The 21,146-nt window shown below is 69.2% G+C and carries 11 protein-coding genes; 3 read left to right on the plus strand and 8 right to left on the minus strand.

Annotated elements, in window-relative coordinates; translation table 11 throughout:
• Positions 1-28 precede the first annotated feature (28 nt).
• Positions 29-1,264 carry a styrene monooxygenase/indole monooxygenase family protein gene (locus ABTZ91_RS07350; RefSeq protein ID WP_352076165.1) on the plus strand — a complete coding sequence of 412 codons (1,236 nt, stop codon included), beginning with the start codon at positions 29-31 and terminating at the stop codon, positions 1,262-1,264.
• A gap of 190 nt (positions 1,265-1,454) precedes the next feature.
• Here the strand turns inward: ABTZ91_RS07350 and ABTZ91_RS07355 are convergent, their stop codons facing one another.
• The 5 genes from ABTZ91_RS07355 to ABTZ91_RS07375 all read right to left on the minus strand — a co-directional run bounded on the left by ABTZ91_RS07355 (position 1,455) and on the right by ABTZ91_RS07375 (position 5,602).
• The gene (locus ABTZ91_RS07355) at positions 1,455-1,883 is read right to left on the minus strand and encodes a hypothetical protein (protein ID WP_352076166.1); all 429 of its coding nucleotides are present in this window, start codon (positions 1,881-1,883) and stop codon (positions 1,455-1,457) included.
• Positions 1,884-2,010: 127 nt separating this feature from the next.
• A complete protein-coding gene (locus tag ABTZ91_RS07360) occupies positions 2,011-3,195 on the minus strand; it encodes a C40 family peptidase (protein ID WP_352076167.1) in 1,185 nt (394 codons plus the stop codon).
• 340 nt (positions 3,196-3,535) lie between these two features.
• Entirely contained in the window at positions 3,536-3,841 is a 306-nt protein-coding gene (locus ABTZ91_RS07365; RefSeq protein ID WP_352076168.1) for a hypothetical protein, read from the minus strand.
• 25 nt (positions 3,842-3,866) lie between these two features.
• On the minus strand, positions 3,867-4,589 hold the full coding sequence (locus tag ABTZ91_RS07370) for a TetR/AcrR family transcriptional regulator (protein WP_352076169.1): 723 nt from the start codon (positions 4,587-4,589) through the stop codon (positions 3,867-3,869).
• Positions 4,590-4,666: 77 nt separating this feature from the next.
• A complete protein-coding gene (locus ABTZ91_RS07375; protein ID WP_352076170.1) occupies positions 4,667-5,602 on the minus strand; it encodes a diiron oxygenase in 936 nt (311 codons plus the stop codon).
• Positions 5,603-5,832: 230 nt separating this feature from the next.
• On the opposite strand from ABTZ91_RS07375, the gene ABTZ91_RS07380 reads away from it, so the two are divergent.
• The gene (locus tag ABTZ91_RS07380; protein WP_352076171.1) at positions 5,833-6,942 is read left to right on the plus strand and encodes a ferritin-like domain-containing protein; all 1,110 of its coding nucleotides are present in this window, start codon (positions 5,833-5,835) and stop codon (positions 6,940-6,942) included.
• 139 nt (positions 6,943-7,081) lie between these two features.
• On the opposite strand, the gene ABTZ91_RS07385 is transcribed toward ABTZ91_RS07380, so the two are convergent.
• A complete protein-coding gene (locus ABTZ91_RS07385; RefSeq protein WP_352076389.1) occupies positions 7,082-10,003 on the minus strand; it encodes a hypothetical protein in 2,922 nt (973 codons plus the stop codon).
• 841 nt (positions 10,004-10,844) lie between these two features.
• Here ABTZ91_RS07385 and ABTZ91_RS34140 point away from each other — a divergent pair.
• Positions 10,845-18,971 (plus strand): polymorphic toxin-type HINT domain-containing protein, encoded by an 8,127-nt coding sequence (locus tag ABTZ91_RS34140; RefSeq protein ID WP_407077921.1) that lies wholly within the window; start codon positions 10,845-10,847, stop codon positions 18,969-18,971.
• Positions 18,972-19,049: 78 nt separating this feature from the next.
• On the opposite strand, the gene ABTZ91_RS07405 is transcribed toward ABTZ91_RS34140, so the two are convergent.
• Together ABTZ91_RS07405 and ABTZ91_RS07410 are read right to left on the minus strand one after the other, a co-directional pair.
• Positions 19,050-19,502: a DUF5959 family protein gene (locus ABTZ91_RS07405; protein ID WP_352076172.1), complete on the minus strand. Its 453-nt coding sequence runs from the start codon at positions 19,500-19,502 to the stop codon at positions 19,050-19,052.
• A gap of 163 nt (positions 19,503-19,665) precedes the next feature.
• Entirely contained in the window at positions 19,666-21,144 is a 1,479-nt protein-coding gene (locus tag ABTZ91_RS07410) for a penicillin-binding transpeptidase domain-containing protein (RefSeq protein WP_352076173.1), read from the minus strand.
• Between the last annotated feature and the right edge of the window lie 2 nt (positions 21,145-21,146).

A 21,146-nucleotide genomic window follows, 5' to 3' on the forward strand; every position in this document is an offset into this window, starting at 1 on the left:
TCCCCGAGCACACCCCCAAGGTCGCCCCATGCGGAAGATACTCATAGTCGGCGCCGGTCAGTCCGGCCTCCAGCTCGCCCTCGGACTGCAGTCGAAGGGCTACGAAGTCACGCTGATGTCCAACCGCACGGCGGACGAGATCCGTTCCGGGCGGGTCATGTCCACGCAGTGCATGTTCGACACCGCGCTCCAGCACGAGCGGGACCTGGGCATCAACTTCTGGGAGTCCCAGGCACCCCGGATCGAGGGCCTCGGCGTGTCCGTCGCGGGCCCGGAGTCGGCCCGGGTGATCGACTGGGTGGGGAAGCTCGACGGGTACGCGCAGTCGGTCGACCAGCGCGTGAAGATGGCCGGCTGGATGGAGACCTTCGCCCAGCGCGGCGGCCAGCTCGTCATCCACGGCGCGGCCGTCGGCGACCTGGACTACTTCTCCCGCGGCTACGACCTGGTGCTCGTCGCCGCCGGCAAGGGCGAGTTGGTCTCCATGTTCGGCCGGGACGCCGCCCGTTCCCCGTACAGCGAGCCGCAGCGCGCTCTGGCCGTCGCCTATGTGCACGGCCTCGGCCCGCGGCCCGAGCACCCCGACTTCGACGCGGTGCGGTGCAACCTGGTGCCGGGCGTCGGCGAGCTGTTCGTGATGCCGACCCTCACCACCTCCGGCCGCGCCGACATCCTCTTCTGGGAGGGCGTCCCCGGCGGCCCGCTCGACGTCTTCCAGGGCGTCAAGGACCCCGCGGACCACCTGGCGCTCACCCTGGAGCTGATGGAGACGTACACGCCCTGGGAGTACGCCCGCGCCACCAAGGTCGAACTGACCGACGTCGGCGGCACCCTGGCCGGCCGCTACGCCCCCACCGTCCGCAACCCGATCGGCCGGCTCCCCTCCGGCGGCCTGGTCCTCGGCGTCGCCGACGTGGTCGTCGCCAACGACCCGATCACCGGCCAGGGCTCCAACTCGGCCGCCAAGTGCGCCGCGGCCTACCTCGCCGCGATCGTGGAGCACGGCGACCGGCCCTTCGACGAGGCGTGGATGCGGGCCACCTTCGACCGCTACTGGAACACCGCCCAGCACGTCACCAAGTGGACCAACGCGATGCTCGGCGTCCCGCCGGAGCACGTCCTGAACCTCATCGGCGCGGCCGGCCAGCTCCAGCCGGTCGCCGACCGCTTCGCGAACGGCTTCAACGACCCCGCCGACTTCGAGAACTTCTTCTACGAGCCGGAGAAGACGGCCGCCTACCTGGCCTCGGTGTCCGGAGCATGACGGCTCGCTGACCTGCGTCGGAGCGGTTGTCGTGGGTGGTTGCCGGTTGTCGGTGACCCTCGGGCGAGGAAAGCAGAAAGTGCCTTTGGCGCACAGGAACGAGAGACCGTCGAGATCCTTGTTCCTGTCATCGCCGAAGGCACTTTCCAGGTGATATACGCCCCGGTGGATCGCGGCGGCGCAAATGCCGTCAGGCCCAGCCCTCGGAGCCGTAGTGGCATGCGACTTTCGTCGTGCCCGACATCTTGCAGACTTCGAGCCAGACACGCGTCTGCTCCGGGAGGTCACCGGTCTGCCAGGGCGTGCAGTAGTTCGCGGTGTGACCGGCAGTACTGGCGGTGCGAATGACTCTGCCGGTGTCTCGATTGGTCAGCCACGCCTTTATGGAATACCCGTCGGAGGCCAGGTCGCAGGCCTTCAGCGCGTCACCGGGCACCTCCCCGATCGGATCGGCGTTGAACCACCCGTACCCCGCGGTGGCGCAGTAGTCCAAAGGGCACTGCTTGACGTGGACGGTGATATTGGTACTTGCTTGCGCCGGAGTCGCGGCGAACACCATCATCCCCCCGGCCGCTACCGTCGCCGTGAATGCACTCTTCACAAAACGAGGAATCCGCATCGCTTTCCCTCTGTTGATCCATTTGGTAGATGCAGAGTATCCAGGGGCCATTGAGGGAACAAGGATTCACCGTGGTCCGCGACGCAAAGGGAAAGTTCCGTGGTCCGCGTCGACGGAAAGCGCAAAGTCAGGCGCGTCCCTCCGCCGGGGCCTCTGCCCGGACTCCCGCCGGCGCCCCCTCCGAGGGCTGAGACCCGTCGAAACCCTCGTCCGTGCCGTCCGTGGCTCCCTCCGGGAGCTCGGGCGGCTCGAACGTCTCCAGGGGTGCTCCGGCAGGGTCGGGGCGGACGGCGCCCAGGAGGGGGTTGGCGGCGATCGGGGAGACCTTGATCCGGGCGCCGGGGCGGGGGGCGTGGACGACCATGCCGTCGCCGAGGTAGAGGGCGACATGGGTGGCGTCGGGGAAGTAGACGACCAGGTCGCCGGGGCGCAGCCGGGTGAGGGGGACGCGGGGGAGGGTCCTCCACTGTTCCTGGCTGGTGCGGGGCAGGGCGCGGCCGGCCGCCGCCCATGCCTGTTGGGTGAGTCCCGAGCAGTCGTACGTGTCGGGGCCCTCGGCGCCCCACTCGTACGGTTTGCCGATCTGGCGCACCGCGAAGCGGAGGGCCTCGGCGCCGGCGGCGGAGGGGGTGCGGGCGCCGTCGAGGGCGCCGGAGCCGAGCAGTTGGCTCTGGGCGCCGGCGGTCTGGACCTTGTCGAGGGAGGTCAGGTGGGCGAGCTGATCGGGGGAGAGGGAGGCGAGCAGGCGCTCGACCTCGCGGAGCTTCGCCTGGGCGGTCTCCTGGTGCTTCCTCCGGCCGGCGAGGAGGGCCTGGTGGTGCTCCAGGGCCTTGCGCGAGGCCGTCGCCAGCGCGTCGGCCCTGCGCTCCGCGGCTTGGAGGCGGGTGACCACACCGGCTTGTGCCCGGGCCGCGCGGGCCACCAGACGGCCCTGGTCGAGGGCGTGTTGCGGGTCCCGGGCGAGCAGCAGGTCCAGGTACGGGGAGAGTTCGGAACGGCCCTGGTACTGCCGGCGGGCCAGGCGGCCGGCCTCGTCGCGGCCACGGGCCAGGGCCCGGCGCGCGGCGGCCAGTTCGGCGGTGGTCCGCCGGGTTCGGGCCGTCTGCTTCGCCAGCGCCTCATCGGCCGCGTTGTACGCCTCGCCGGCCCGCTCGGACTCCTGGTAGAGCGTGCGGAGCCGGGTGAGCAGCGCGGCGACGGAGGTCTCGGCGCCCTCGTCGCCGGGGGCGGCCGTGGCCGTCGCGGTCCCGGCCAGGGTGGTGGTCACGGCCAGCACCGTCGTACAGACCGTGCGCAGCAGTCGTCCGGGCACGTGCACGTCACCACCTCCACGGGGAGATGATGACGTGATCGATCGTGTGATGAAGCGATGATCGGGCGGGTGTTCCGCCGGCTCACTCCTTCGGAGCAGCGGGGGTGGGTGGGCGCGGTTTTGGGGCAGGGGCCGGTTTTCGCCGGGGGCCTGGCCCCGGCCGGGGGTCCGGCTTTGGCGACGGGTCGGCTCCGGCCCTGGGGTTCGGCCGCGGGGCGGACGCGGGTCGGACGCGGTTGTGGTTCCGGTCCGTGTACGGGTGCCCTCTTCGGCGCCGGCCTCGGCTCAGACCCCGGCCCCGGCTCGGGCCCCGGCTCAGGCCCCGGCCCCGGTCTCCGGCTCAGGCATCCGGTCCGGCGTCCGTCCCGGGGCCCGGCCTTCCGGCCGGCTTCGACCACGGCCACTGCAGCTCGCGCCGCTCCCGGCCCTCCGGCGCGTACACGTACACCCAGCCGCGCTGCAGGCCGAGCCGCTTCGTGTAGCCGGCCGGCTCGCGGCGGTAGGCGTGGACCGTCGCGGGGTGGCCGTCGTGGGCCGGCACCGGGACCTCGTACCACTTGGGCGGATGGCCGGTCGCGCCGACCAGGACCGGCAGTACGCGGCCGTCGAGGGGGCCGCCGCGGAAGGGGGTGTTCTCGCTCTTCACCCCACCAGTGTCGCCTCCGCGCCGCTCACAGCAGGTGCGCGGCCCGGCTCACCACCGGGATCACGTTCCTGGCGAGGGTGCCGACCGGCCCCGTCGCCGTCTCCTGGGCGAGCAGCCGGCCCACCACCTCGTCGGTCTCGGCGTTGCTCGCCGCCGTCGCCGCGAGCAGCGCGACGAGGTGGTCGACGAGCCAGTCCCGCAGTTCGGGGGCCGGCGGCCGCTTGCCCTCGTCCACCCAGATCAGCGAGGCCGCCTCCACCGCCGCGATCCACGTGCGCACCATCATCCCGAGCCGCGGCCCGGGCCGCTCCACCCCCAGGTGGAAGAGGATCTGCTCGGCCGCGGCCCGCCGGACCTCGTCGACGATCGCCGTCGTCCGCGAGGTCTCGGCGACGCTGCCGCCGCGCAGCAGCGCGGCGAACCCGGCGTCGTGCTGGTCCACGAAGGCCAGATAGCGGTCGAGCACCCGGGCCAGGCGTTCTGTCGGCGGCCCCTCGGGCGGTTCGGCGAAGCAGTGCTCGAGCGCGTCGGCGGAGGAGCGCAGCGCCGCCTCGTACAGCTGCTGCTTCCCGCCGGGGAAGTAGCGGTACACGAGCGGGCGCGAGACGCCCGCCGCCTCGGCGACGTCGTCCAGGGAGACGTCCTCCGGCGGCCGGTGCGCGAACAGCGACTGGGCCGCGTCGAGCAGCTGCAACCGCCGCTCCTCGACGCTGAGCCGGCGATACGCGGGCGAGGCGGCACTGGTCATGCCCCGCAGCGTATCCCCGGACGGACCGGGCAGGACGGCCGAGGGCCGACGGGCATCGGCGATCTCCGCCCCGCCCCTCAGGCCAGCAGTCCAGACGACCGCCACAGCCGCCGCCCCGCGCCCCGCAGCACGCCGATGTCGTCCAGGAAGTCGGTCAGCCGCTTCGCCCCGGACTGCATCACCTCGCGCCGGTGGCCGCTCGCCCGGACCTGGGCGACGGCCTCGCGGCGGTCCAGGCCGACGTTGTCGTAGACCGCCGGGTTGACGAAGCAGGTGGAGAACACGCGCGCGGCCTCGCCGCAGCTGAGGCGGGTGAACTCCTGCTCCCAGCGCGGCGCCGTGATCATCTGGCGGCGCAGCTCCTCGCGGGCGTAGCGCACGTGGCGGGCCTCCTCGACCACGTGGATCCGGGTCACCCCGCGGACCAGGGTCTGGACGCGCTCGTCCGGGAAGGTCAGGCGCTGCATCCAGTCCAGGATCTCCTCGCCGAGGAGGGTCGCGGCGAAGGAGCCGGGCGTGGTGGAGACCGTCTTCAGGAGGCGGGCGAGGTTGTGGTAGATCCGCGGCACCGGGTACTCGGGCGCGCCGCCGCGCCGGATCAGCCGGGCGAACATCATCGAGTGCCGGCACTCGTCGGCGATCTCGGTGAGGGCGTAGCGGACGTGGTTGCTGGTGAGCGACTTGTCGTAGATATGCCGGACGAGCAGCTGCATCAGGATGATCTCGAACCATATGCCGAGGGAGGCGAGCGAGGCGGCCTCGTGGCGGGAGAGGTCGATCCGCTGCTCCTCGGGCATCCTCCGCCACAGCGGGGTGTCGTAGAGGGAGACCAGCTCCGGCGGCCAGAACCACTTGCCGTCCTCGAAGGGGCTGTCCCAGTCGAGTTCGGTCTCGGGGTCGAAGGAGTGCTTGAGGGAGGACTCCAGGAGCCGCTCGGCGACCTGCTCGCGGTCGCGCAGCGGGCCCAGGGCGTCGCGGAGGAGGGAGAAGTCGGGCTCGATGAGACGGGCCATGGCGGGAGGCACCTCGCTGGGGACGGGCGGGCGGACGGCTGCTCGTGCGTGCTCCTGGGCGGGCGCGCCGCCCGCCCGACGGACGGCTGCTCGTGTGCTCCTGGGGCCGGCCGACGGGCCGCTATTATAAGACTCCCCGTCAGCAACGGCGTCAATCCCCCGTGTTCGGCTTGTTGACCCCGCGTCTACCACCGTGTGAGCCTGCTGGAAGGGAACGGAAGGAGGCGTCAGTGTCGACGCACGACCTCTACGCGCAGCCCGCGAAGGAGTCCGTCTGGCGGGTGCCGGCCACCGGCGCCGCCCGCTTCAACTGGGACTACGACAGCGGGCGTGACCGGCTCCTCGCCCTCTACCAGAAGGGCAAAGACAAGCAGTGGGACGGGGCCACCCGCATCGACTGGGACCTGGAGGTCGACCCGTACGACCCGCTCGGCACCCCCGACGAGGCCATGTCCCTGTATGGCACCCGGCACTGGGACAGGCTCACCGACAAGGACAAGGGCGAGCTGCGCCGGCACTACGCCTCCTGGCAGTTCAGCCAGTTCCTGCACGGCGAGCAGGGCGCGATGGTCTGCGCCGCCCGGATCGTCGAGTCCGTGCCCGACATGGACGCCAAGTTCTACTCGGCGACCCAGGTCATGGACGAGGCCCGGCACGCCGAGATCTACGCCCGCTTCCTGCACGAGAAGATCGGCACCCTCTACCCGATCAACGACAACCTGCAGAGCCTGCTCGGCGACACCCTGCGCGACTCCCGCTGGGACATGCCCTACCTCGGCATGCAGGTGCTCATCGAGGGCCTCGCGCTCGCCGCCTTCGGCATGATCCGGGACACCACCGACAAGCCGCTGCCCCAGCAGATCCTCGCGTACGTGATGCAGGACGAGGCCCGGCACGTGGCCTTCGGGCGGATGGCGCTGCGGGACTACTACCGGCAGCTCACCGACGCCGAACTGCGCGAACGCGAGGAGTTCGTCATCGAGGGCTGCTACCTGATGCGCGACCGGCTGCGCGGGGTCGAGGTCCTGGAGAACTTCGGCATCCCGAAGAAGGAGGCCGAGGCACTCACGGAGCAGAGCAAGTTCCTCCACCTCTTCCGCAAGCTCCTCTTCAGCCGGATCGTGCCCTGCGTCAAGGACATCGGCCTGTGGGGCGAGCGCCTCCAGAAGGCCTACCTCGACATGGGCGTCTTCGACCTCGGCGACTCCAACCTCGACCTGCTGATGACCCAGGACGAGGAGATCGCCGAGGCCCTGGACCGCGAGCGGTTCGCGGCGGAGGAGCGGGAGCGGGTGGCGGAGGTGGCGGAGGCGATCGCGGAGGGTGAGGCGGCCTCGTAGGCGGACGCCCGCGCTGACGCCTTCGTACGAAAAGGGGCGAGCCCCGGCCGTACGGGACGGGACGGAAAAGGGGCGAGCCCCGGTCGCCTGCTGCGAGGCAGGCGACCGGGGCTCGGTGTGTTTCAGCGGGCGGCCGGGATCAGCCGAACGCCTTCACCGTCTTCCAGTCGACGGACAGGACCGTCTTGACCGGAGCATTGGTGTTGGTGGTGGACGGGTAGTACAGCTTCATGTTTCCGGTGGCGCCTTCACGGGCCCAGATGTCCGGCACGCCGTCCTTGTTGACGTCCGGGATGCCGATCGCGGCCGTGATGTTGGTGCCGGTCCAGTTGGTGCCGAACTGGACGTCGCCGTTGGCCGAGTTGGCCGCGAGCTTGATCGACTCCAGGTCGACGCTGCCGGCGACCGCGCCGGGCTTGCCGTGGCGGACGTACATGTTGCCGTTCTCCACGTTGCGCCACAGCAGGTCGGGCGTGCTGTCCTTGTTCATGTCCGCGATGTTGACGATGTCGCGGGTGGCGCCCCAGGCCGAGCCCTCCATGAGGGTGGCGGTCTGGAAGGTGCCGCCGGTGTAACCGGACAGGATCCAGAACGCGGTACCCGCGCGGATGGCGAGGTCGGACTTCTTGTCACCCGTGATGTCGCCGATCGCCTTCATCTGCGTCCACGTCGACGGCGCGGGCGCGTTCGAAGGCAGGCGGATCTTGATGCGGTCGTCGACGTTGAACGTGCCGTAGCCGTCACCGGGGTAGAGCCAGAACTGCTTGTCCGGGGTGACCGCGAACATGTCGGTCGACCCGTCGCCCGGGTAGACGTCGTCGTAGTGCGCGATCAGCGACGGCGTGCCTGCCGTGTTGATCCAGTGGTTCGCCGGGTCGAGCTTCTTGCCGGCGGTGACGTAGGACGCGGCCAGGCAGTTGTAGAGCTCACCGCCGGTGCCGGGTGCTGCCGGGTCGGCGGGGGCGCCGACACAGTTCCTCAGCTTGCCGTCCGCGTAGAGGACCAGCAGGTCGGCGATGTTGTCGCCGCCGGTGTCCATCGGGCCGTCGGCGGTGTCGCGCGGCGGCAGGTAGAAGCCGTAGTCGCCGCGGATGCTCTGGTTGCCGTTGGCGTCGTAGGCGTACACGTTGATCGTGACCGGACCCGCGTGCGGGGGCTGCACACCAGTGATCGTGACCTTGCCGTTGACCGGGGTCGGCGCGTCCTTGTAACCCTGGCCCTCGAAGGCGTAACGGAACTTCGACGCACCGGAGGCGGTGAAGGTGAAGTCACCGGGCTTGCCGAAGTTCACCGTCGACCAGGTCTTGCCGTCCGGGGTGGCCTCGAGGAACACCGTGCTGGTGATTTCGGGCTGCGGCGGGGCGGTGGGGTCGATGGTGAGATGGCAGGGATAGTCGCCATTGGGGAAGAACGTCGAGACCGCACCGGAGGAGTCCTCGGAGCGTACGTCCCACTTGAAGAGCGTGTTCGCCGTGAGGCCCGACAGCAGCGGGTCGGTGGCCTGGATGTCCATCTGGCCGTACCCGGTGCTGGCGCTGATGGTGGCGACGTACTCCTTCTTGGTGGTGGAGCCGTCCTTCCAGAAGCGGAAGCGCAGCTTCGGGAACCCGCCGTCCGGGTCGGTGCCCTTGGCCTTCAGCGTGATGGTCGTCCGGCCGATCAGCATGCTGTTGGTCGGGCCGGGCACACAGAGACCACCCGGGAGCGAGGCGCCGGCGGTCGGCTGGTTCGGCGGACGGTTGAACTCGCCCTCGATGCGGGCACCGGTCGCGGCGAACTTGCGCCACGTGAGGGTGTCGGTCTCGCTCGTGGCCCGCATGCCGAGGGTGATGGTGCTCCAGCCCTTGTCCGCGGCCTCCTGGGCCGCGGAGGTCACGGTGAAGTACTCCCACGCGTCGGGGCAGCCCGTCGAGGACCAGCCGTGCGCGAAGGACTTCTTGTGCAGAACCCGGGACCAGGCCGGCTGAGCGTTCCACGTCGTGCCGGTGGAGATGCCGCCCGTCAGCCAGAACTCCATCTGGCGCTCGGTGCAGGAGTACGAGTGGTTGTTGAGGATCTTGAAGGAGGCCCAGTCGAACTTCGCACCCTTGTAGGCGCTGTCGAACTTCATCCGCCAGAAGGAGCGGGCGAGACCACCGGTGTCCTTCTCGTAGCCGACACGGGCGTCGGAGGTGCCGGAGGAGAAGTTCGTCCCGTTCCAGAAGCTGGAGTTCGGGTACTTCTTGTACGCCACCGTCCACCCCGCCCACGAGCTGTTGAGCGGCGGGTCGATGAACACCGGGAACGCGGTGTCCTTGGCCGTGAGCAGGCCAGAGGCCGCCACGTTCAGGCCGAGCACCGCGGCGCCCGTGCCCTCACCGTCGAGGGTGACGGGAAGCTGCGCCGACTTCGCGCCCGGCTCGATGCCGGTCAGGCCGGAGAGCTTGAGCACGTCGGCCGTCGAAGCGACGGACGTGCGCTGCGGAGCGCCCTGCGGCAGCTCCGGGTCGCGGCCGGCCGAGTCCCAGGCGAACGGGGTCGGGATGCTGCCGACCTCCTGACCGCGCTTGTCGAGGACCTGGATCCGGTTCGCCTTGGCGTCCTGGCGGAAGACGGCCGTCTTCGAGCGCAGGCCGTACGAGACGGTCGCGAGGTCCTTGTTCTCGGCGGCCTGCCGGTCCTTGACGATGAGGAGCTGGCCGAAGCCGCCGTCCGTGCGCACGATCAGCAGCAGGTCGACGCCGGGGAAGACCTCCGGGTAGAGCGCGCGCGGGCCGTCGAGCACCGGCTCGGGGAGGGTGCCCGGCCAGGTGTAGGCGAGGGTGTGGCCGTCCAGGTCGATTTCGGCGAGAACGGTCTCACCGGTCAGCGGCGCACGGACGTACGAACGGTCGGCGCGGTCGGCGGTCCGGTTTCCGGCCGCGAAGCGCACCGGCACGGCGGCGTTGACGGGACGGATGGCAAGCGCACCCGCGCCCGCCGTCTTGCGCAGCGTGGTGTCGATCGGCGCCCACTCGCCTTGCGCGTTCTTCGCACGCTGCGGCATGACGTCGATCTGGGTGCGCAGCTTGCCGTTGGGCATCGCCCACAGCAGCCGGGTCTGGGTGGTCGCCGTGTCGACGAGCACCTTCTTCCCGGTCCGCTTGGCCTCGGCCGCGGCGGCGGCCTCGTCACGCGGACCGGTCGACGCCTGGATGGCGTCGGTGGATCGGGGCCCTTGGGCCGTGGTGGAGTCGCTCGGCTGCCACCAGGGCAGCAGAGCGGCGGTCAGTGCGGCCAGAACGAGGCCGAGAGTGAGGGTCAGCCGTGTGCGCGTGCGCACGAATGGGCTGAGAAGACGAGGCGGCGGCGCGGACACGGCGGTCTACTCCCGTGAAGACGGATGGTGGACAGCACAGATGGCCCCGACGGGCGGACCGCGGGGCATAAGGCGCGCACACGATCACACGGCGGGCAGGTGGCGTCCATATCTGAAGCTTTTATGAAGACGTTATGGTCGCCTGTGATGGAATCTGTGGCACCGTCAGGACGTGGCTATTCACCTGGTTTGATGACGCGTTATGTGACGGATGCCTCATCTGTCCGATGTAGGGGAAACGTCGGTCGCATCGCGCTCTGGGGGCAAACAGGGCGTGACCAATCTCATCTTCACGCCCTGGCGCTCCCGGGAACCGATCTTGTAAATGGGCCGGACATGACAGAGAGTGCGCACGCACGCGCCTGAAACAACAGGCGCGTGCTTTTGGTGTTTCCGCACCTCATCCCCGTTGTCTTGTTCGTCTGGGTGGGAGTCGACGCGTATGCGTGCTTCAGGTCCACTGTCATGGCTCGGGCGGGATCGCCTAGCCATGACAGAGTCACAACGACGGCGCCGTCGGCGAAGCCGCGCGGCGATCGTCCTATTGCTGTCATCGACATTGACGGTGACGAGCCTGGGCTCGCAGGCCCTGGCCGTCCCCGGTGACGGGATGAGCCGTGAGGAGACGACCTCCCAGGTCGACCTCCCGGACATCCCGAAGAGCACCACGCTGCCGGAGGACCCGGAGGCTCCGAAGGAGCTGACCACGGCGGACGAGCAGCCGATCAAGCTGTACAAGCCGGTCGCCACCGACCCGTGGGCGGCCGACGCCGGCAAGGCGGACCCGGCGACGGCGGCGCCCGGGGACACGGTCCAGGTCGTGAACCCGACGACCTCGACGCTCCTGCCGGTCGGTGTCGGTGTGCCGGCGGGCCAGGACCCGGCGAAGATCGCCGGTGACTGGCAGGTCGCGGTCAAGGCGACCACCACGTCCGAGGACACCGGCGTGCCCGGCATGATCATGGAGATCGTGCCCCCGGCGACGGCGGACCCGGCGGCCCAGGTGCTCGTCGACGTCGACACCACCGCCTTCGAGGACCGCTACGGCCAGCTGGCCGCCGAGCGCTTCGGCCTCGTCCTGCTGCCGAGCTGTGTCATCGACTCCCCGGACACCGGCGACTGTGCGCCGGACACGGGCGTCGAGACCATGGCGGGCGAGAACGAGCCGGACCTCGAGGTCGAGCGGCTGCGCAGCACCGTCAAGGAGGTGCCGGCGTCCAAGACCAAGCTGAGGGGCACGTCCGGCAAGACCAAGAACGCCGCGACCCGCCAGATCCTCTCCGGCACGATCCCGGTCGCGAACCTGCTGCCCGACGAGGACACCTCGAAGGTCTCGGGCGCCTCGGCGCGCAAGGCCGCCTTCTCGGAGAACGTGGGTGCCAACGGCCGCCAGGTCGTCGGCGCGATGGACACCGGCGCCTCGGCGTCCGGTGACTTCACCGCCACGCCGCTGCTGTCCTCCGGCTCCTGGGCCGCGGGTTCCTCCAACGGCGCCTTCACCTACTCGTACCAGGTCCAGGCCCCGGAGACCGCCGGCGGTCTGATGCCGAAGGTCACCCTGTCGTACAACTCCCAGTCGGTCGACGGCCGCACCTCGGCGTCGAACAACCAGGCCTCCTGGATCGGTGACGGCTGGGACTACAACCCGGGATCCATCACCCGGACGTACAACAACTGCCGCCAGGACTCCAAGCGGGCCGGGGCCAACAACACGGACCACAAGACCGCGGACCTGTGCTGGGGCTCGGAGAACGCCACCCTCTCGCTGGGCGGCTCGACCACCGAGCTGGTGTGGGACAAGGACAAGGGTCCGCTGGGCTCCGACGGCAAGCCCGTCGGCCAGTGGTTCACCGCCAACGGTGACGGCTCGAAGATCGAGCGCATCAAGGACACGTCCAAGGACCCGCGCTCGGGCCTGAAGGACGCGGACGGCGAGTACTGGGTCGTCACCACCAAGGACGGCACGCGCTATCACTTCGGTCTGAACAAGCTCCCGGGCTGGTCGGACAACGGCACCGCCGCCGACGACCCGTACACCGACTCCGTCCTCGCGGTCCCGGTGTACGGCAACCACTCCGGAGAGCCCTGCTACGCGGGCACGGGTACCACCAACTGGAAGAACTCGTCCTGCCTCCAGGCCTGGCGCTGGAACCTCGACTACGTCGAGGACATCCACGGCAACGCGATGTCCCTCTGGTACGCGCGCGAGCAGAACTACTACGCGAAGAACTTCTACTTCAAGGGCCCGGTCAAGTACCACCGCGGCGGCTACCTGAAGCACATCTACTACGGCCAGCGCAAGGACTCGATCTTCTCCGCGGAGGCCCCGGCGCGCATCGGCTTCACCGTCGCCGAGCGCTGCTTCCCCGAGGCGGGCCTGACCTGCACGGACGCCAACGACGAGGTCGACCACTTCACGGACAAGGACCCGGGCAAGTACCGCATCTGGTACGACACCCCGGCCGACCTGAACTGCAAGGCCGTCACCTCGACGTACACCCGCAAGTGCTGGAACGCCGGTCCGACGTTCTGGACCCGCAAGCGCCTGGACAAGATCACCACCTCGACGCAGCGTCTCACCGACACCACCGCGCGTCAGGTCGTCGACGAGTACCAGCTCAAGCAGAGCTTCCCGGTCCTGAAGACCGGCGCCAACACGGCGCTGTGGCTGGAGTCGATCCAGCGCACCGGCTACGGCCGGAAGGGCACCATCGACACGTCGGTGAAGCTCAACGCGGTGCGGTTCGAGTCGAACTCCGACGACATGCCGAACCGCGTCTACCGCGGCGACCCCGCGACCGACCCGCGGCCCGGCTTCTCGCGTCTGCGCATCGCCCGCGTCGTCAATGAGTACGGCGGCGAGACGGCCGTCACCTACAAGCCCCGTACGCCCGACTGCACCGACAGCACCAAGCTGCCGGGCAAGACCGAGACCGCCGCGCTGAAGTCCAACACCCGACTGTGCTACCCGGTGTTCTGGCACCCGGACGCCGAGGTCGAGGACATCGACTGGTTCAACAAGTACGTGGTCGACACGATCGAGGAGCTGCCGAACGTTCCCGGCTCGTACTCGACGCTGACGGCGTACGACTACAAGAACGCCGGCTGGAAGCTGGCCGAGGCCGAGTTCTCGAAGAAGTCCACCCGGACCTACTCGCAGTTCGCCGGCTTCGAGCAGACCACGGTCACCACGGGTGAGCGCAAGGCAACGGCCGACAGCGGTGAGGGCACCAGCCCCGCCGAGGACGTCCCCGGCGCCGAGGGCCCGAAGACCAAGGCCGTCACCCGCTTCTACCGCGGCATGGGCGACACCGTCCCCGTGAAGGACATCCACGGCAACGCGATCACGTACAAGGGCGAGCCCGTGTACGACCGCGAGGCCTTCGCCGGTCGAATCCTGGAGGAGCTCACCTACACCAATGCGACGGACGCCGACACGAACTGGCTGACCCGCGGCATCACCATCCCGGAGGCGACCGAGCTCGCCAGCCGTGACCTCGGCGACGGGCTCAAGCCGCTGAAGGCCTGGCGGGTCACGGAGCCCGAGGAGATCGCGTACACCAAGTCGTCGGGCTGGAACGCGGACGACCCGCGCACGCTGCGGTCCGTGAAGACGACGACGACCTACGACCCGACGTACGGACTTCCGACGCTGGTGGAGTCGCTGGGCGACACCGGCAAGAGCGGTGACGAGTCCTGCACCAAGTCGGAGTACGTCCACCAGACGGCGAAGAACCTGATCGGTCTGAGCAAGCAGGTACTGACCTCGCCGACGCTCTGTGCGAACGCCAACTGGGCCGACCTCGGCTCGCTGGCCGGCGCCCACCGCACGGCCTACGACGGCACGGCGTACGGCACCGCACTCGGCGCCTCGACCCGTGGTCTGGCCACCGAGGCGTGGTCGCTCAACGGCACCGGCACCGGCTTCCAGACCACTGGCACGCGGGAGTTCGACGCCGTCGGCCGGGTGGTCAAGGAGACCCCGGCGGACCAGCTGACCCAGCCGACCCCGAAGTCCGCGACGATCAAGTACGAGTCCATCGGGCCGGCCACGGGCCAGGTCTTCAAGGTCACCCTGACCAATGTGCTCGGCCACGTCCAGACACAGGAGCTGGAGCCGGGCCGCTCGGTCACCGTCAAGACGACCGACGCCAACAACCACGTCAGCGAGGCCGCGTACGACCCGATGGGCCGGCTGGCCGAGGCATGGGCCCCGGGTCGTACCCCGGGTTCGGGCGTGCCGGACTTCCGGGCCGAGTACGTCGTTCCGGCCGAGGAGATCGACCCGAACGACCCGGACGGCGGCAAGACCCGCAAGCCTCCGTACGTCATCACGTACGCACGTGGCTACGAGGACCGGATCGAGAAGTCCGTCACGATCTATGACGGTCTGGGTCGCGAGCGGCAGTCTCAGGAAGAGGCGGACGGCGGCGGCCGTCTGATCACCGACACGCTGTACAACAATGCCGGTGAGGTCTACCAGACCAACAACGCCTACCTGAACCAGGACGCCCCGAGCGGTGAGCTGTTCACCCCGCTGGCGGACACCACCATCCCGAACATCACCCGGTACAAGTACGACGGTCTCGGCCGCGTGCTCGAGGAGATGCCGGTCCTCAAGGTCAAGCTCGAGGGCACGACCGAGGCCATCTCGCAGGAGGTCCCGGAGAAGGCCGTTCGCTACGAGTACGGCCCTGACTGGTCGAAGGTCATCCATCCGCAGGGCGACTCGTCCTACCGCGTCTGGACCGACGCGACCGGCCGCACCGTGCGCACGGACACCTTCAACCCGGCGGCGCCCGAGTACACCCTGCCGACGGGCGACAAAGAGCGCTACACGTCGACGCGTTACGAGTTCGACGAGCGCAGCCAGGTCGTGAAGGCGATCGCGTCGGAGGATAAGACTCATCCGTGGTCGTGGACGTACAACCACAACGGCCAGATATTGACGTCGACGGACCCTGACTCGGGCACGAGCCGCACCACGTACGACGCCTTCGGCCGGGTCCAGCTGACCGAGAACGACCGTGGCGTCAAGGTCTGGACCGGTTACGACGAGCTGTCGCGGCCGAAGGAGACGCGCGAGCTCGGCGCTTCCGGCAAGCTGCTGTCCTCGTTCACGTACGACAGCGTTCCAGGCGGCAAGGGCATGCCCGCCACCGCGACCCGGTACACCGACGGCGAGGCGTACACGCAGACGGTCAACGGCTACACGAAGGAATACCAGCCGACCTCGACCACGCTGTCCCTGCCGGCGTCCATCGTCAGCACCTGGGGTCTGCACAAGGACTACAGGTACGACTACACGTACAACGACCGCGGCATGCTGGACGAGACGACCCTCCCTGCGGTCGGCAAGTTCGCCTCCGAGAAGATGGTCGTCCGCTACAACAAGGACGGCAAGCCGGTCACCATCTCCGGCAAGGACTGGTACGGCTCGGAGACGATCTACTCCCCGTACGGCCACGTCCTGCGCTCCACTCTCGGCGCCATGCCGTACCGGGTGTGGACGCAGAACACCTTCGACGAGTCGAGCGGTGAGCTCACCGAGCAGTCGGTCTACCGTGAGAAGGGCGGACGCGACGACACCACCGCCGACCGGACCCTCGTCCCTGGCAACCTGGTCTCGAATCGGGCGTACGGTTACGACCCGGCCGGCAACATCACCTCCATCCAGGAGAAGTCCACCGGGATCGCGGAGCGCCAGTGCTTCGTCTACGACCCGCTGGGCCAGCTGAAGTCGGCCTGGACCTCCAAGGACCAGGACACCTGCGTCAACCCCCGGAACCCGGACGGCACCCTCAACAAGAACGCCGACGGCACTCTCCGGGTCACCGCGGGCGCGGACAGCTCCGGCTACTGGCAGGAGTACGAGTACGACCTGCTCGGCAACCGCACCAAGCTGACCGAGAACGACCTCAGCGGTGACACCACCAAGAACGCGGTCACCACGTACGCGTACGGCAAGAACGCTGCCAAGGACCAGCCGCACACGCTGACCAAGGTGACGAAGAAGTACAAGACGCCGGCCGGTGCCGAGGTGACCGCCGAGGCGACCCGGCTGTACGAGCTCACCGGTGAGACCAAGAACATCACCTCGGTCGAGAACGGGGACAAGCAGGAGTTCAGCTGGACGCACGACGGTCTGGTTGACCGGATCACCGGTACAGGCACAGGCGGCAAGACCCCGTACGTCGGTCTCGGCCAGAAGTGCCTGGACCTGAAGTCGGGCGCCGGCGCGGCCGGTCAGCCGATCCAGCTGTACGCCTGTAACAGCTCGGTGGCGCAGAACTTCAAGTTCACGCCCACCCCGAGCACGGCGACGGCGCCGCAGAGCGACCCCAACGAGGGCTCGCTCTCGGTGTACGGCACCTGGTGCCTCCAGCCGACCTCCAACGCGGCCGGTGCGGCGGTGCAGATCCAGAAGTGCGGCACCACGGCCGCGGCGGTGACCGCCCAGGAGTTGCGGCGCACCGCCTCCGGCCAGCTCATCCACCTCGCCTCCAACCTGTGCCTCGCGGTCCAGGGTGCGGCGAACGTGAACGCGACGCCGATCGTGCTCGCCTCCTGTGACACCGCGTCCACGGCCCAGCAATGGCTGCCGCAGAACGACACCCGTCACGTCTACGGCCCCGGCGGCATCCGCCTGCTCACGATCAAGGGCAAGCAGGCCACGCTCCACCTGGGTGAGGCCGAGGTCACCGTTCAGCAGGGCGGCGTCCTGGTCAGCACCCAGCGCACCTACACGGTTCCGGGTGGTGCGATCCTGCGCCGTGCCTATGGCACCGGATCGGATGTCCTGGAGGCCGCGACCACGGACCACCAGGGCAGCGTGTACACGGAGGTCGCCCTTTACGGCGGCCAGTCGGTGCGCGTCCGTAAGCAGGACCCCTTCGGCAACGAGCGCGGCACCGCGGGTGCCAACCTCCAGACGCATAGGGGATTCCTCGGCCAGACCCGGGACGACTCCTCCGGCTACCAGCCGCTGGGCGTCCGCTTGTACGACCCGGTGGTCGGACGCTTCCTGTCCGTCGACCCAGTGCTCGATCTGAACGACCCGCTGCAGTCGAACGGGTACGGCTACGCGCACAACAACCCGGTCACGTACTCCGACCCGACCGGACTCGCGATCAGCCTGACCGCATCGGAGAAGGCCGCGGCCCTCGCCGGCGCCGGTCTGTCCGCGGCCCAGGTCGCGCAGGCCCAGGCGATGCAGGGCAAGTCCCTCACCTCGGTCATCCTCGCCGTGGCGTGGGAGACGCTGAAGGACTTCATCGGCATCAACGACGCCATGGCGTGCTTCGGCGGTGACATGTGGTCCTGCGTCGGCCTCGTGGTCGATGCCGTCCCGTGGTTCAAGCTCGGGAAGATCCCGTCCCTTGTCAAGGCGGTCAACCGCACGATCGAGGCCGTCAAGGCCTTCAGGGCGGCAAAGAAGGCGGCCGAGGCCGTGCTGAAGGCGGCCAAGGCGGCCGAGGCAGCCGCACTACGGGCCAAGAAGGCCGCCATCGAGAAGGCCAAGAAGGAGGCAGCCCAGAGAGCGAAGAAAAAGGCGGCGGAAGCCGCGAAAAGGCGGGCTGACGCAGCGGCCGCCGCGAAGCGTAAGACGGGTAACCCCGTCCAGAAGCAGTCCCAGGCCAAGTCCGCGCCGAAGTCCTCTTCGCAACCCCCGTCCAGCAAGGGCGGCGGAAGCAAGAGCTCCGGAGGCGGAGGCGGAGGCGGCGGCAAGTCCGGTGGATCTTCCCGTAGCAACGGCGGCTCCAGCGGAAGCGGCGGCTCCGGCAAGGCAGGCGGCGACGGCGGTTCCTGCCCGATCAACAACAGCTTCGTGCCCGGCACGAAGGTGCTGATGGCCGACGGTTCCACCAAGCCGATCGAGAAGGTCAAGACGGGTGACAAGGTCGTCGCGACCGACCCCAAGACCGGCCAGACGCGGATCGAGACGGTCACCGCGCAGATCAAGGGCCAGGGCCTCAAGCACCTCGTCAGCATCACCATCGATCTCGACGGCAAGAAGGGCACGCAGACGGCCCAGGTCACCGCGACCGACGGCCACCCCGTCTGGGTCCCTGCGCTCGGGCGCTGGGTCAAGGCGACTGACCTGAAGTCGGGCCAGTTGCTCCAGACCAGCAGCGGTACGCGCGTGCAGATCACCGCTGTCCGGCGCTGGACCGCCCCGGCTGCCACCGTTCACAACCTGACGGTGTCCGACCTCCACACGTACTACGTACTGGTGGGAGATGCCTCAGTCCTCGTCCACAACTGTGGTAATGGTGGCGGTGAGATCGACTACGGATCCATCGACGCTGATGGCCGTCGTTCCGGGATTGTCGCCATCGTCACGCCCGAAATGATCGGCACGGGCACCAAGGCGACGCAACGGATGGCGAAGAACCTTCCTGGTTTCGTGAGCGGAGCCAACGGGGACGCTCGTGGACATCTCTTGCCTGCGGCGCTCGGTGGCGCGGGTAATGTGCCGGAAAACTTCGTGAGGACGACTGCGGCAATCGACAACGGCGTCATGAACGAATTTGAGAAGAAAATCGCCGAGTATGTTTCCGGTGGCGGGGGGCGTACGATCATGTACGCCAGCACGCCGCTGTACCATCCGGGAAGCAACGTCGCCTACGCGGTGCATATCGAAGCATTCGACGATACGGGGTGGTCCATGGTGAACACCTTCCACCAGTAGGCATCAACGGCTGACGTCCGTCCACGACGGGCGCCACTGATCGGGCAGGGCTTCATCAGAAGCCCTGCCCGTTCGCCGTTACCGGCGCCAGGTGTACGAGCCTGGCGCCGTTTCTTCCACCTCGCTCGGCCAAGCGGTCAGCACCTTCTTGAGCAGGTCGCGCTGTTCGTCGATCCAGTCGCTGTCCAGAGCGAGGGGAACGGATACCCGTACCCCGCTTCCGGATCCATCCTCGGCGGAGACCGTGATGTCCCCTTTCTGGTCACCGGAGATCTCGACCCCGAGCGTCGGCCCGTTCCCTTGGTCCAGCCACTCAGCGTCGTGCCCCTGCTCCAGGGAGTCGAGGCAATCGGCCCATTCTGCCAGGTAGCGGTGCGGGAGGTGGATGTTGAGTTTTCCGGTGGCGAAGCTGGTCTCGATAAGAATCTCGGCGTCCAGCAGGTCGTGAAGAGGGAGAACCCCGGGTGAATGACGACCGAGAACATGAATGCGGAACGAGTTGAAGCCGTCCGAAAGTTTGATCAGATCCATGAGGCGATAGTGCCAGCGTACGGCGCGGTTGTCAGATGCGATGCGGCTTGCCAGCAAGGGACCCAAGCGGTGCGCGCGGCTTTCGGGCCGCGGGACAGCTCGAAAGATCAGACGGGGTTCACCCGCCGGGGTCCCTGTGGCCGGTCGACTCGACACTCGATCGCTACTGCCCCCGCCCCTCCTTCTCCAGCCGCAGCGCCTCCTCCATCACCGCCCGCGCGATCGGCGCCGCGCTCCCGCCCCCGCTGATGTCCGTGCGGTCGGCCGAGGCGTCCTCCACCACCACCGCGACCGCGACCGCCGGCTGGGCCGAGTCCTTCGCCTGGGCCCAGGCGATGAACCAGGCGTAGGGGGTGCCCGTGTTGCCCAGGCCGTGCTGGGCCGTGCCCGTCTTGCCGCCGACGCGGGCGCCGGGGATCGCCGCGTTGGTGCCGGTGCCCTCCTCGACCGCGCGGACCATCAGGTCCTGGAGGCGGGTCGCCGTGGAGGGGCGCATGGCCTGGCGGTAGGTGCGGCGGCCGGTGGTGTGGACGGTGGTGCCGCCCGCGGTGGTGGTGCGCTCGATCAGGTGGGGGTGGGCGATCTCGCCGTTGTTGGCTACGGCGGCGGCGACCAGCGCCATCTGGAGCGGGGTGGCCGTCGTGTTGAACTGGCCGATGGAGGACAGGGCCAGCTGGTCCGGGCTCATGTCGGTGTCGAAGTTCGACCTTGCCACCCACGACGGGATCCGCAGGCCCGGGTCGTTGAAGCCGAAGTTCCCGGCGGCCTCCACCATCTTCTCCAGGCCCACCTTCACGCCGAGGCCCGCCATCACCGTGTTGCAGGACCACCGGACGGCGTCGGCGAGCGAGGCGTCCTCGCAGCCGCGGGCCTCGTTCGGGAGCACCTGGCGGGTGCCGGGCAGGACGAAGGGGTCCGGGGTGTCGGTCGGGGCGTCGGGGTCCGTCACCACGCCCGCGTCCAGGGCCGCCGCCGCCGTCACGATCTTGAACGTGGAGCCGGGCGGGTACGTCTGCCGGAACGCCCGCGCCAGCATCGGCTGGTTCGGGGAGGTGGTCAGCCGCGCCCAGGCGTCCTTCACGCCACGATCCGTCCCCGAAAGCAACCCCGGGTCGTACGAGGGGGACGACACCAGCGCGAGGATCCGGCCGCTCGACGGCTCGATCGCCGCGACCGCGCCCCGCTTGCCGTCCAGGCCCCGGAAGGCAGCCTCCTGCATGCGGGCCCGGATCGTGGTGATCACGTCCCCGCCCGGCTGGAGCCCGCGGCTCACGTCGTTCCACAGGGGCAGCGGGGCGAGCATCGGATCGGTGCCGGACAGGACGGCGTCCTCGGCGTGCTCGACCAGAGTGGTGCCGTACGTCTGGGAGGCGTAGCCGGTCACCGGCGCGTACAACGGCCCCTGGGTGTACGTCCGTTCCCAGCGCAGCTGCTGGCCGCTGTCGCGCGAGCCGGTCACCGGGCGGCCGTCCACGACGATCTCGCCGCGCGGCTGGCCCCAGCGCGTGATGGCGATCCGGCGGTTGGCCGGGTTGTCGTCCAGCTCGCCCGCCTCGATCACCATCACCCGGGCAGCGTTGAGGAGCAGCGCCACCAGGAGGACCAGGCACAGGGCGGCCGCCCGCCGGATGTAGCGGATCACCG

The sequence above is a fragment of the Streptomyces sp. NPDC126499 genome (assembly GCF_040302485.1).
In the GTDB taxonomy this organism is placed as follows: domain Bacteria; phylum Actinomycetota; class Actinomycetes; order Streptomycetales; family Streptomycetaceae; genus Streptomyces.